At 70.3% G+C, this 13,645-nt stretch carries 7 protein-coding genes; 4 read left to right on the forward strand and 3 right to left on the reverse strand.

Annotated elements, in window-relative coordinates; all coding sequences use genetic code 11:
* Positions 1-2: 2 nt before the first annotated feature.
* The 3 genes from TBR22_RS20710 to TBR22_RS20720 form a co-directional block, all read right to left on the reverse strand.
* Positions 3-3,965 carry a carboxypeptidase-like regulatory domain-containing protein gene (locus TBR22_RS20710; RefSeq protein ID WP_239489736.1) on the reverse strand — a complete coding sequence of 1,321 codons (3,963 nt, stop codon included), beginning with the start codon at positions 3,963-3,965 and terminating at the stop codon, positions 3-5.
* Between the two features lie 170 nt (positions 3,966-4,135).
* On the reverse strand, positions 4,136-7,480 hold the full coding sequence (locus TBR22_RS20715; protein ID WP_239489737.1) for a S41 family peptidase: 3,345 nt from the start codon (positions 7,478-7,480) through the stop codon (positions 4,136-4,138).
* A 125-nt stretch (positions 7,481-7,605) separates the two neighbouring features.
* Positions 7,606-7,914 carry a hypothetical protein gene (locus tag TBR22_RS20720; protein ID WP_239489738.1) on the reverse strand — a complete coding sequence of 103 codons (309 nt, stop codon included), beginning with the start codon at positions 7,912-7,914 and terminating at the stop codon, positions 7,606-7,608.
* A gap of 167 nt (positions 7,915-8,081) precedes the next feature.
* On the opposite strand from TBR22_RS20720, the gene TBR22_RS20725 reads away from it, so the two are divergent.
* The 4 genes from TBR22_RS20725 to TBR22_RS20740 all read left to right on the forward strand — a co-directional run bounded on the left by TBR22_RS20725 (position 8,082) and on the right by TBR22_RS20740 (position 13,607).
* Complete coding sequence (locus TBR22_RS20725) at positions 8,082-8,927, forward strand: helix-turn-helix domain-containing protein (protein WP_239489739.1); 846 nt, start codon at positions 8,082-8,084, stop codon at positions 8,925-8,927.
* Positions 8,915-9,625: a YqjF family protein gene (locus TBR22_RS20730; protein WP_239489740.1), complete on the forward strand. Its 711-nt coding sequence runs from the start codon at positions 8,915-8,917 to the stop codon at positions 9,623-9,625. Before TBR22_RS20725 ends, TBR22_RS20730 begins: the two co-directional genes overlap by 13 nt.
* A gap of 135 nt (positions 9,626-9,760) precedes the next feature.
* Positions 9,761-11,686 (forward strand): hypothetical protein, encoded by a 1,926-nt coding sequence (locus TBR22_RS20735; protein WP_239489741.1) that lies wholly within the window; start codon positions 9,761-9,763, stop codon positions 11,684-11,686.
* A 4-nt stretch (positions 11,687-11,690) separates the two neighbouring features.
* The gene (locus TBR22_RS20740) at positions 11,691-13,607 is read left to right on the forward strand and encodes an Ig domain-containing protein (protein ID WP_239489742.1); all 1,917 of its coding nucleotides are present in this window, start codon (positions 11,691-11,693) and stop codon (positions 13,605-13,607) included.
* The last annotated feature ends 38 nt before the right edge of the window (positions 13,608-13,645 follow it).

Below are 13,645 nucleotides of genomic sequence, written 5' to 3' on the forward strand. Positions count from 1 at the left end.
GGTCAGAACTGTACGCGAACGGCGAGCTGGATCGTGCGCGACAGGATGCTGTTCTGGTTCAACCGGTAGAAGCCGCCGTTGAGCCGTCCCACCAGATCCGTGTAGACGCCGCGCGGACTGAGCGACTCGCCGGCCGGCGCCGTCGGGGCGCCGGGCAGGCCCGTCGGGTCGTTGGCGAGGATCGCGTCCCACACCTCGGGCGTGAGGTTGGCGTACCGATTGGGCTGGCCGGGCAGGTTCTGCGCCAGGCTGCCGAACAGCGACGTGTTGAAGTTGGTCGTGAGGGCCTTCATGTTGAACACGTTGAAGACGTCGGCCCGGAACTGCAGCGAGCGCCCGCCCCCGAAGGGCACCGTCTTGGTGAGGCTCATGTCCAACACCTTCACCCACGGCAGGCGCGCGTCGGAGAAGTTGCGGGGGGCGCTACCGTACGTGCCGGGGTCGGGGATGACGAAGGCGCGCGGGTTGACGTAGGGCGTCGTCGCGGCGTTCTGGGGGGTCCAGGCGGGGTTGACGACGGGCACGCCGGGGACGAGGTTCGGGCGGATGGCAGCGCCGATGCCGCCGTCGCGCACCTGGTTGGCGTTGCCGAGGGCCACGGTCACCGGGTAGCCCGAGTAGAGGCGACCGAGGGCGCTCACCTGCCAGCCGCCGACGATCCAGTCCAGCACGCCCTCGCGGTCGAGGAAGCGTCGGCCACTGCCGAACGGAAGCTCCCAGATGCCGCTGAGGTTGAACACGTGCGGCGTGTCGAAGCTGGAGACGGCCCACTCGCTCGCCAGGTCGTTGGGATTCTGGATGCGCTGGATGAGGATCGCGCCCTGGTCCTGGCCCGAGAGGTTGGCGATGTCGTAGTCGATGCCGCCGCTGGTATCGTCCTCGGATCGGCTGAACGTGTAATTGAACTTGAACGCGAGCCCGCGGGAGAACCGGCGGTCGACCGAGGTGATCAGCGCGTGGTACTGCGACGTGCCACGGGTCACGTCGAGCATGGCGATGCGCCCGTCGCCCGGCCCGTTGAAGCCGGGGTAGGGCTGCGCGGTGAGCGCGTTGGCGTTGAACACGTCGATCTGGTTGACGTTGATCGTGCCGATGGAGAGGTTGGTGCCACGGCTGCCCTGGTAGCCGGCGGTCACGGTGGTGTGGCCACCGAGGTCGCGCTGCACCTGCACGCTGTAGCTCTGGACGTACGGCGTGGTGAAGTCGGTGTTGCGCGCGTAGCCGGTCTGCGCGTACCGCGCGTCCTGCCGGCCGGCGGCATTGACGTCGCCGGGGCGGATGACGCCGCCGGCGGGGATGTCGAACAGGCCGGGGTCGGGCCGGTAGAGGACGTTGTTGTAGCCGAACTGCAGCGGGATGTTGGCCTCGGGACGCGCCGCGCCGTTGAAGAAGACGTTGGACGGGTCGAAGCGCGGCGACGTGCCGTAGAGGACGTTGAAGCGGCGGAAGTCGTCGGCGCGGCTCCCGAGGTTGGGGAAGGGCGCCTTGTTGTTGCCGTAGAGCGGGACGTGCGCCAGCCCGTAGCCGCCGCTGACCACCCAGCGTTGCGCCGGCAGCCAGGAGAAGCCGAGCCGCGGCTCGAAGTCGAGGTACTGCGGTTCCACGAGGTACCGCGATCGGCCGTCAACCCCGGCGAACTCGAACACCGGCGAGGGCAGGTTCGCCGGAATGCCGGCGCGCGACGACGAGTACGGGTTGGTCTCGAGCGTGGCGAGGTCCAACGCGCCCTGCCTGTCGAACTTCTCCCAGCGCGGCGACTGGTACTGGTAGCGGACGCCCAGGTTCAGCGTGAGGTTCTCGCGCACCTTCCAGTCGTCCTGCAGGTAGGCGCCGACGTCGCGCCAGCGGTAGTAGTACGGCTGCGCGATGTTCTCGTACGCGAAGAGCGTGTTCGGCACGCCGAGCAGGAAGCTGCCGTAGGCGTCACCGGTGGCGTTGTTCTGCGCGCAGCCCGGGATCGTCCCGCCGAGCGGGTTGGCGCTGCAGTAGGCGTTGCGGGTCTGGTTGGGGCTGAAGTTCCAGCGCCCGCCGGCCTGGTAGCCGTAGCCATTGGCCGCGACGTTGAACATCCGGAGGTACGCCGCGACGCCCGCCTTGAACGTGTGCCGCCCGCGCACCAGCGTCAGGTCGTCGATCAGCGAGTAGATGTGGTTCTTCTCCTTGCCGACGTTCTGCGGCCCGTTGAGCCCCATCGACGGGAACTGGGCGCCGTTGCCGCCGTTGGGGCGCTGGAGGTCGCGGAAATCGGCCAGGCCGTACCCGAGGTAGTTCGGCGTCCCGAGGCCGGGGCCGCCGAGATCGAGCAGCGGCGTGGTGTAGTCCTTCTCGAGCAGCGGCGACGGGAAGTTGCGCGAGAAGTTGCCGTACACGTAGCTGAGGCGCAGCTCGTTGACGATCTTCGACCCGAGGGTGGCGTTCCAGGCCAGCAGGCTCTGGCTGGCGCGGGTCGTGTCGCTGACCAGGCCCTGGCGGATGGGATCGATCATGTAGCGGTCGCCGTCGCTCGGCGTGTACGTGAAGCGCCCGTACACGTTCTGCGCGTTGCCGAGACGGTGATCGACGCGCAGCGAGTAGCGGTCGTCGCGGTTCTCGGTGCGGCGGAAGTACAGGTAGTTCGCGTCGGCGTTCGGCCCCGAGGTGATGCGGTCGATGTTGGGCCGCGGCATCAGCTCGCGCAGGATCCGCTGGGCCGCCGGGTTCACCCAGCTCACGCCGTTGAGCGAGAGCAGGCGCCCGTTGCCGTCGAACATCGGGAAGTTGTCGTACTGGAAGCGCGGGTTGGTCGCGCTCTCGGGCAGCGCCGCGTTGAAGGCGGGATTGGGCCTGTACGTCAGGGTGCCGTCGGGCAGGCGGTCGAACTGGGCGTACATCTGCGGGTACGGCACCGTCGTGCCGTTCTGGAGGTACACGACGGAGTTGCGGAAGTCGCCGGCGATCTCCTCGTCGGTCGGGACGCGCGCGAAGCTCGCGCCGCTCGGGTTGGAGCGCTCCTCGCGCGTCGGCTCGTAGGAGGCGAAGAAGAAGGTGCGATTGCGGCGCACGGGGCCGCCGAGCGTCACGCCCGCCTGGTGCCGCTCGAGCGGCGGACGCGCGTCGTTGCCGAGCTGCGGCAGGCGCTGCGCGTTGAACGGCGTCGCGGTGAGCGCCTTCTCGCGATAGAACCAGTAGCCCGAGCCGCGCCACTCGTTGGTGCCGCTGCGCGTCGTCTGGTTGATGATGCCGCCGCCGGCCTGCGCGTACTGCGCCGAATAGTTGGACTGCTGGACCGAGAACTCCTGGATGGCATCGGGCGAGAACGAGACGCTGGTGCGGGCCAGGCCCACGCTCGTGGTGTTGGCGCCGTCGGCGAAGAACTGCGTGGATCCGGGACGTCCGCCGTTGACGATCAGCTCGCGGCCGGGCAGCGGCAGGTTCGTGCCCAGTTCCGACAGCTCCGACCCGGCGCTGCCCGTGGTGCCCGGCAGCGTGAGCGCGAGTTCGAGGGTGTTGCGGCCGTTGAGCGGCAGGTTCTGGATCGTCCGCTGGTCGACCGTCAGCGTGACGGCGCCCGACTCGGTGCGCAGGGTCGGGGCGGCAGCCACCACCTCCACCGACTCCTGCACGCCACCGGGGGCGAGCACGAGGTCGACCCGGGCGTCACGCGCCGTGTCGACCTTCACGCCGGTCGTCGCCGCCGCGCGGAACCCGGGCAACTCGCCCTTCACGCTGTAGTAGACCGGACGCAGCGCCGGCACCACGTACGCGCCGGCCTCGTCGGTGACGGCCACGACCTGCTGCGCCGTGCCCTCGTCGGTGACCGTGACGGTCACCCCGGGCAGCACCAGCCCGTCGCTGTCCTTCACCACGCCGCGGATCGAGCCGAAGTTCGATTGTCCCGACGCGGCCGTGACCGTGACCAGCACCACGGCCACGCACCACGCCGCCACCCGCGCGCATGCCCGCCCGGGCCATCCCGCAGTTGCCATCGGAGCCTCCAGTGCCCGACAGCATCGGGGGCACGTGGGGCCAGGCACAATCGCTCGATCGAGCTATCGGGAGGGAGATCGTCGCTCCCTCCCCCGCCCTGACGCAGACCGCCGGACAAGTCCGGCGGCGACGTCCGGTGGTGGAACGTGCTTCGTTCGGCGTTCGCTCCTCAGCGCCGCTCGACCTTCACTGGCGGCGCCGGCTTCTTCGGCAGCGCCACGGGCGTCTGCAGCTTCTTCATGACCTCGGCGACTGCCCGTTCGAGTTGCGGGTCCTTGCCTTCGATCACCGACTTCGGGTCGTTCTCGACGTCGATGTCCGGATCGACGCCGTAGCCCTCGATCACCCAGGCGCCCTTGGCGCTGGCCAGGCCCGACAGCGGCACCGACACCACGCCGCCGTCGATCAGCGGCCCGCGCGGCGAGATGCCGACGACGCCGCCCCACGACCGGCGGCCGATGAGCGGCCCGAGCCCGGCCTCGCGGAACATGTACGGGAAGATGTCGCCGTCGCTCGACGAGTTCTCGTTGAGGATCGCCGCCTTCGGCCCGATGAACACGCCGTCGGGATACGGACTGCCTTCCTCGTCCACCCGCCCGTAATTGACGCCGAGCAGCGTCCGCCGCAGGCGCTCGATGAGCATCCGCGAGACGTTGCCGCCGCCGTTGGCACGCACGTCGACGATCAGGCCTTCCTTGCGGAGCTGCGGGTAGTACCACTTGATGAACTCGCGCAGCCCGGGCGCTCCCATGTCGGGGATGTGGAGGTACCCGATGCGACCATTCGACAGCCGGTCGACGCGCGCCCGGTTGCCCTGCACCCAGTCCAGGTAGATGAGGTCACTCTCGGAAGCGATCGGGTTGAAGGTGACCTTCCTCGCGCCCTCGAGGGAGGCTGACGTGTTGACCGTGAGCTCGACGGGCCGACCCGCCTTGTTGCGGAGCAGCCGGTACGGATCCTCGTCGGCGCGGAGCGCCTCTCCGTCAATCGCCAGCACGTAGTCGCCGACCTTCACGTCGACGCCGATCTCGGTGAGCGGCGCCCGGTAGGTGGGCTCCTCGTTCTGGCCCGCGAAGATCTTCGCGAGACGGTAGCGTCCCGAGGCCTTGTCGAGTGCCAGCCTCGCGCCCGGCAACGCCACGCCCGGGCGAGGCGGCATCGTGAAGTCACCGCCCTCGATGTAGGCGTGCTGCACGGTGAGCTCCGACACCATCTCGCTGATCAGGTAGTTGAGGTCGGACCGGTGCGCGACGTGCGCGAGCCACGGCTCGTACTGCTTGCGGATGGCCACCCAGTCGAACCCGTGCATGTTGGGCACGTAGAACCAGTCGCGATACTGCCGCCACACCTCGTGGAAGATCTGCCGCCACTCCTCGGTGGGCACGCGATCGACCACGAGTCCGGCCGTCGACACGGGCTTGCGCGCGTTGGCGCCTGCCGGCGTGGCGTCGTGCAAGGTGTAGCCTCCCGGGCCGCGCACGAGGACCTTGGACCCGTCCGACGAGAGCGCATAGCCCTGCGCGTCGTCGACCAGCGTGGTCTCCTTCCGGTCCTTGAGCGAGTACAGGCGCACCGACGGCTTCCGCTCGCTCTGCCGCCCGTAGTAGAAGCCCGCGCCGACGACGTAGATCAGGTGGCCCTTCTTCGCGGTGAGCCCGACGTAGTTGTCGCCGTCGAGCGGCACGCGCGCCACACGTGAACCGAGGCCCTCGAAATCGATGGCCAGCGTCGGCGACGGGGGCGCCCCGGGCATCGGGGACGGAGCCGCGGCCGACGTCGCGCCCGCCCCGGCGACCTCGGCCTTCGGCGTCACGGCGGCGGCCTCCAGCTTCGACAGGGTGACCTCGTCGCTCTCCGGCGGGAACGGATGCTTGACGCCCTTGCGGAGGGCCAGCGCGAAGATGCCGGTGGTGCGGTTGGTCGCGAAGTTGAACTCCACCGACGAGATGAACGGCGCGTAGTCGCGATCGCTCAGGTAGAACAGGTAGTCGCCGTCGGGATCCCAGGCCGGGTTCTCGGCGTTGAACAGGCCGTCGGTCACCTGGCGGCGCTGCCCGTCGCCGGCGCTCCACACGTGCACGGCGCTCACGCCGTTGGCGCCGGTCATGCTGAAGGCGAGGTGGTTGCCGCGCGGCGACCACGTGTAGTCACGCACCTGCCCGCGCGGCGCGTCGGCCACCTCGGTCACGGCCCTGGTGTCGAACGCGTAGACGAACACCTTCCCGTCGCGGTCGCTGAACGCGATCCGCTTGCCGTCGGGAGCCCACTCCGGCTGGTAGCGCATCGTCGCGCCGTTGCTCGTGAGCTGCTCCGGCTGCCCGGAGCCGTCCTGCGCGACCGCGTACAGCTCGTCCTCGCCGCTGCGATCGGAGATGAACGCGATGCGCGACCCGTCGGGCGACCATCGCGCCCACTTGTCGTGCGCCCCCGACGACATCGTCAGGTTGCGCGTCGGCCCCTTCTCGATCGGCACGGTGAACACGTCGCCGCGCGCGACGAACAGGGCCCGCTCTCCCTTCGGCGACAGCTCGAAGTCCTCGATCTGCCCGGCCGCCGGGACGCGTGAGGGGCGTTTCCACGTGCCGTCGGTCGGCACCGTGATCGCGATCGGCGTGCTCCGTCCCGTCTTCACGTCGATCACCTGCAACTCGCCGTTCAGTTCGTAGACGATGCGCTGGCGCTTGTCGGAGCTGGGCCAGCGGACGTCCCAGGTGCGGCTGGTCGTGAGCGGCGCCACCTTCGCGGAGGCCACGTCGTAGGCGTAGAGGTTGAAGGTGCCGTCGCGGTCGGAGGTGAAGTAGATCGTGCCGTCGATCCACATCGGGTCACGGTCGGCGCGCGGGTGGTCGAGGATGCGCTTCGCGTCGTTGGACTTCAGGTCGAAGACGAACAGGTCGTTGGCCATGCCGCCGCCGTACCGCTTCTCGGGCCGGAAGTCCCGGAACAACGGCGAGTAGACGACGCGGGTGCCGTCGGGCGAGTAGTCACCGGCGCCCGACTCGGGCATCGGCAAGGGCTCGGCGGGGCCACCTGCTGCGGGCACGGTGTACAGCCGGTTGAGCCCGAGCGTCCACGAGTCGCGCATGGAGCGGAAGAGGATGTTCTTGCCGTCGGGCGTCCAGCCGTAGACCTGGTTGTCCCAGCCCCAGCGTGGCGTGAGCGGGCCACGCGCCGGGTAGTAGGTGAGCTGCCTCGGCTCGCCGCCCGTGGACGGCACCACGTAGACCTGCTCGTCGCCGTCGTACTGGCCGGTGAAGGCGATCCACTTGCCGTCGGGCGAGAACCGCGCGAACACCTCCATGCCCGGATGGGCGGTGAGTCGCGTGGCCGTGCCGCCCGCCACCGGCGCCACCCAGAGGTCGCCGGCGTACGTGAAGGCGACCCGGTCGCCATGGATGGCCGGGAAGCGGAGCAGGCGAGTCTGCGCGTGGGCCGGCGCGCTGCACGTCGACAGCGCCGCCAGAAGCACGCCGCCCGTCAGCGCCGCGCGGAACGTTCGATACACGTGGGTCACTGGACCTCCATCAGGGCCAACGCTCCGGCCGTCCCGGCGGGAGCCACTGCCGAGCATACAGGTCCTTCACCCCCTTCACCCCTTCCCCCTTCCCCCTTCACCCTTCCCCCTTCCCGCCCTGCCTTCTACCCTTCTACCCTTCTACCCTTCTTGCTTTCCCTGACCAGCAGGTACGTGAGCGGTCCGAACGAGCCGCCCACGAGCGTCAGCGCGATGAAGGGCCAGGCCGACAGGCCGCGGCCGCGCGCGTCGCCGAGCATCCACAGGCACGACAGCAGCGCCAGGATCACCAGGTCGGCGAGCACCTGTCCAGCGCCCCAGCTCTGGAAATGCGGCGCGATGAGGCCGAGGTAGCCGACGTCGAGGAGCGCCACGCCGGTAAGGGCACCGAAGAGCAGGAGCACGACGAGCAGGACGACGAGGCGTGCGGACATGAGGACCTCCGGACAGGGGACGCGCCACCCGCGGCATGCGGGACGTGCGTCGCGTCTCGCGCCGGAGTGTCGATGCGGCGCGGCCGCGCCGCAATTACGTCGGAGGTCATTGCCAGCCCGCGGCAGGCAGCCCACAATCATCGCGAACTGGAGGAAGTCGGGTGTCCGTGGTGTCGCCTGTTGCCCCGAACGTCGAGCCGGTGCCGTTCCGCGCGCTGCTCCGCACCTGGCGGCAGCGGCGTCGCCTGTCGCAGCTGGCCCTGGCGCTCGAGACGGGCGTCTCGCAGCGGCACCTGAGCTTCCTCGAGTCGGGACGTGCCGCGCCGAGTCGCGCCATGGTGCTGCAACTGGGCGAGGCCCTGGACGTGCCCCTGCGGGTCCGCAACGAGTGGCTCGTCGCGGCCGGCTTCGCGCCGATCTACCGTGCCCGCACGCTCGACGATCCGCAGATGCGGCAGGTGCACACCGCCGTCCGGTTGATGCTGGCCAACCACGAGCCGTTTCCTGCCGTCGCCATCGACCGCACCTGGACCATCCGCCTGTCCAATGCGTCGTTCGACCGCCTGGTCGATCTGGTCGGCCCCGGACTCTGGGAACGCGTCGGTGGTCCCTCACGCAACCTGATGCGGCTGTTCTTCCATCGCGAGGGCCTGCGGCCCTTTGTCGCGAACTGGCGCGAGATCGCGCCGCTCCTCTGGCAACGCGCCCAGCGGGAAGCGGCCGCCGCCGATGGCGCCGACATGCAGGCAGTGCTCGCGGAGCTGGCGCCGCACGTCGACGCGGAGACCCGGACGGCATCCGAGGACTCGTCGCTGCTGCCCGTGCTGCCGCTCGTGCTCGAGCGCGACGGCGTCCGCCTGTCCCTCTTCACGGTCATCGCGACCTTCGGCACGCCGCAGGACGTGACGACCGACGAACTGCGGGTCGAGAGCCTGTTCCCGGCCGACGAGCCGACCGCCGGCGCGCTCAGGAGTCTCGCCTCGACGGCGCACACGGACGCATGGCGTTCCTGACCGCACGCTGGGAGAGCCTCGTGCTCCTCAACTACCGCTGCCCGGCCTCGCTCCTCGCGCCGCTCGTGCCTCGCGGGACGATCCTCGACACCTTGGACGGCGAGGCGCTCGTCAGCCTGGTCGGGTTCATGTTCGCCGACACTCGCCTGCTCGGCCTGCCCGTGCCCTTCCATCGCACGTTCGAGGAGGTCAACCTCCGGTTCTACGTGCGCCGCGAAGGGCGGGAGGTCCGTCGCGCGGTGGTATTCGTGCGGGAGCTCGTGCCGCGTGCCGCGATCGCGACGGTCGCCCGCGTCGTGTACAACGAGCCCTACCTGGCGGTGCCGATGCGGCACGACGTCGCCCTCGCCCCGGACACGGGCGGCACGGTGCGGTACGGCTGGCGCCACGGCGGGGCCGACTTCGAGATCGGCGCGACGGCGAGTGGCGCGGCGGCGCCGCTCGTGCCTGGCTCGGAGGCCGAGTTCATCACCGAGCATTACTGGGGCTACACGCGGCAGCGCGATGGCCGCACGCTGGAGTACCAGGTGGAGCATCCCTCGTGGCGCGTCTGGACCGCCGAGCGCAGCTGGTTCACAGGCCCGGCCGGGTCACTGTACGGCCCGGCCTTCGCCGGTGTGCTCGCGCAGCCCCCGCGTTCGGCCTTCATTGCCGTCGGCTCCGCCATTGAAGTCCACAGGGGCCGCCTCCTCCCCTGAGGGGCCTGGCCGGCTCGCTCACCCGGCGGGCTCTCTGGTCGCGACCTCCTTGCCAAGCTCGAGCGCGGCGATTAGACTTCGACGGCCCTCCAAGGCAGGTCGTGTCCGCCCGTCGTCTCGGGCACAGGAGTCGTCGTGTCGTTCTCGCTCAGGTTTCGGTTCGTCGCTCAGCTGGGAGCGGCCTTCCTCATGGCGCTTGGCGTCGTCCAGGGCACCTCCGCCCAGCAGCCGCTCGGGACCGCCTTCACCTACCAGGGGCGCCTCACCGATGCCGGCGCGCCTGCCACGGGCAGCTACGACTTCGAGATGCGGCTGTTCGGTTCGCCGACAGAGGGCGTGCAGGTCGGTCCGACGCTGACGCTCGACGACGTCGCCGTGGCCGCCGGGGCCTTTACGGTGCAGCTGGATTTCGGGAGTGCGCCGTTCGGGACCGATCGCCGCTGGCTGCAGATGGCCGTCCGGCCGGGCGCCAGCACGGGAACGTTCACGCCGCTCACGCCGCGACAGGAGCTCACCCCCACACCGACCGCGCTCGTCGCCACCCGGGCCAACACGGTCGCAGCCGGCGCCGTCGGCGCCGCGGCCATCGACCCGGCGACCGTGCAGGCGCGCATCACCGGCCAGTGCGCCGCGGGCAGCAGCATCCGTCAGGTCAACGCCGACGGCAGCGTCGTGTGCCAGTCCGATCTCGTGGGCGGCGGCACCGTGTCGGCCGTCACGGCCGGCGCCGGCCTCACCGGCGGCACGATCACCACGGCTGGCACGATTGGCATCGCGCCCGGCGGAATCACCGGCGCGATGGTCGCGTCGGGCGCCATCGGCCTCGCGCAGATCGATGCGTCGCAGGTACAGGCCCGCGTCGCCGCGAGTTGCGCCAATGGCACCTTCCTCCGTGCCATCGCCGCCAACGGCACGCCCGACTGCGCCGCCCTGCCGACGCCGCCGAAGACCGGCGTCGTGATTGCCGCCGAGGGGCGCGTCGCGACCATCGCGCGCAACGACGGCACGGCGACGTGGGTCGCCCAGGCCGGCCCCAACAGCTGGCGCCCGAGCGTGAAGCGCTGCCTGAACACGCCCTGTCAAGGTGTGGTGTCGGGATTCACCGCCATATCCGGCGGCCCGAGCGGCACCCCACAGCACTTCTCCCTGGCGATGACACAGTCGGGGCTGCCGATGGTGGCCTACAGTACGTTCCTCAGCAGCACCCCGTTGGAGAGCACGCTGGTGCTCGAGCGCTGTTTCGAACCGACCTGCACTGGCATCGAAGGAGACGTGATTCGATCGAGTCCGAGCAATCGGGTCGGCCTGTTCTCGGCGCTGGTGTCCGGGGCCGATGGGCTCCCCGTGGTGCTCTATTCGCTGCACAACGGCAACATCCCCCTGGCATTCGAAGGGCTGAGACTCGGCCGCTGCACGAACAACACGTGCAACGCCTTCACCACCACGTCGATCACGCCGGTGGGCGTCGCACGGCCAGAGTTCGCGCTGGTCATCTCCGGCGGCGTGCCGGTGGGCGTGTTCATCGATGGCATGGAGGTGCGCGCGTTCTCCTGCGCGGCGGCGGACTGCGCCTCCCTGGTCACGAGCGACGTGACCTTCGAGGAGCGATCGGCGCGGTTTCCGTCCATGGCCGTCGGCGCCAACGGGCGTCCGGTCGTGGCCTTCGGCAGCGACGGCGGGCTGAAGCTCGCGCGCTGCCGCGACGCCGTGTGTAACCGGTCGGATGCGCCCGTGGTGCTCGACGCGACCGCCACGGGACCCGAAGTGACGTCGGCCGTCGCCGTGACCGCCGACGGGCGGCCCGTCATCGCCTACCTGAAGGACTTCACGATCAACCTGATCAGCTGCGGCAACGCGACGTGCACGAGCGGGAACGTGCAGACGACGATCGACGCCGCGCGGACCGATACGTCGGACCTCCTGTCCTTCCAGTTGGAGGGACTGGCGCTGCCCAGTCGCCCCGGCCTCGTGCTGAACGGGAGCCTGCCCGTGGTGACCTACCCGGACATGGCGACCGGTCACGTCAAGACGGCCTCGTGCACCACCGACACCTGCCGCTGATCCCGTGTCATCCACCACCATGGGGACGCGCGGCACCACCCTCCGGACCTGGCTTGCCGCCGCAGTGTGCGTGGCCGCGGGCGCCGGCGCGGCACAGGCGCAGCCCTACGCCGTGCGCGAAGGCTCGGTCACGGGTGGCGGCGGCACCTCCAGCGGCGGCGGCTTCACTGCGTACGGCGCGCTGGCCCCGACCGCGTCGAACGCGTCGTCGGGTGGCGGCTTCACGGTCGAGGGCGGACCGCTCACCGACCCGGCCATCGTCCTGGCGCCGCCCACCATCACGACCATCCTTCCGCAGCAGACGACGGCCAGCGTCGCGGTGCAGGTGACGTTCATCATCGGCGACGCCGAGACACCCCCCACCGCCCTCACGCTCCAGGCGAGCGCGGACGCCCCCGCGCTGGTCCCTCCCACCGGACTGGCCCTGACCGGCACGGGGACGAGCCGCACGCTCACCATCACGCCGCTTGCGGGGCAGTCAGGCAGCACGCGCATCACCGTGACGGTGACCGACGGCGACGGCCTGAAGGCGAGCACGACCTTCACGCTCGACGTCGCCGCGCCGCCGACCTACACGTCGTTTCTCGCCGAGGGCGCCACGTCGTCGTTCTTCGACACGCGCCTGGCCATCCTCAACCCCGGCGACGCGGACACGATGGCGTCGCTCTCGTTCCTGAGGAACGGTCAGCCGCCCGTGCCGCTCGGCGTGGCCGTGCCGGCGAGGACACGGGTGACGATCTGGCCAAAGACGCTGCCGGCCCTGGCCGAGGCGGAGTTCTCGACGGTGGTCACCTCCGACGTGCCGCTGGTGGTCGATCGGACGATGACGTGGGGAGCCGGCAACTACGGCGCCCACGCCGAAACGGCAACGTCGTCGCCCTCGGCGGTGTGGTACCTGGCCGAAGGCGCCACGCACAACGGCTTCGCGCTGTTCTACCTGCTCCAGAACCCGTCGGACGCCGCCACGTCTGTCCGCGTGCGCTACCTGCGCGCTGCCGGAGGTCCACTCGAGAAGGTGTACCCGCTGCCGGCGCGCTCCCGTACCAACATCTGGGTCAACGTGGAGGAGTTCCCGGGACTCGGCAAGGCCCTGGCCGCCGCAGAGGTCAGCGCGGTAATCGAGTCGCTCGACGCCACGCCGTTCATCGTCGAGCGGGCGATGTACCGGTCCACGCCCGAGCGTACCTTCGACGCCGGGCACGAGTCGATGGCCGTGCCCGCGCCCGCCACGCGCTGGTTCCTGGCCGAGGGCGCCACCGGCCCGTACTTCGATGAGTTCGTGCTGATCGCCAACCCGACGAGCATCGACGCCACCGTCGAACTCACGTACCTGCTCGACACGGGCCAGAGCTACGGCAAGACCATCACGGCGCCGGCCAATGCGCGGACCACCGTGTGGGTCGACAACGAGACGTTCCCCGGCATCCCGGGCACGCCCCTGGGCAACGTCGCCGTGTCGACGACAGTGGCGTCGACCAACGGTGTTCCGCTGGTGGTGGAGCGGGCGATGTGGTGGCCCGGCGACTCCACGTCGTGGCAGGAGGCGCACAACTCGAGCGGGGCCGTCCACACGGGTACGCTGTGGGCACTGGCCGAGGGCGAGACCGGTGGCCCCAACGCCACCGAGACGTACGTGCTGGTCGCCAACACGTCGGCCACGGCAGGCACGGCGCGCGTCACCGTGCTGTTCGAGGACGGCACACCTGCGGTCACGGGGAACTTCCCTCTGGCGCCGCGGAGTCGCACCGACGTGGTGCCCGCCGTGCACTTCCCGGCCACCGCCGGCAAGCGCTTCAGCATGCTCGTCGAGAGCATCGGCGACACGCCGGCGCAGATCGTCGTCGAGCGCGCGATGTACAGCAACGCGGGCGGCGTGACGTGGGCGGCCGGCACCAACGCGCTGGCCACGCGACTCCGCTAGCCGTGCCGGCCCCGGCGCCGTCCACCAGTGGTCGCCAT

The organism is Luteitalea sp. TBR-22 (genome assembly GCF_016865485.1).
GTDB lineage: Bacteria > Acidobacteriota > Vicinamibacteria > Vicinamibacterales > Vicinamibacteraceae > Luteitalea.

What these genes read in the sequence shown, in the direction of transcription:
- TBR22_RS20720 (WP_239489738.1), bottom strand. Translation starts at nt 7,914, where the DNA reads ATGTCCGCACGCCTCGTCGTCCTGCTCGTCGTGCTCCTGCTCTTCGGT.
- TBR22_RS20710 (WP_239489736.1), bottom strand. Translation starts at nt 3,965, where the DNA reads ATGGCAACTGCGGGATGGCCCGGGCGGGCATGCGCGCGGGTGGCGGCG.
- TBR22_RS20730 (WP_239489740.1), top strand. Translation starts at nt 8,915, where the DNA reads ATGGCGTTCCTGACCGCACGCTGGGAGAGCCTCGTGCTCCTCAACTAC.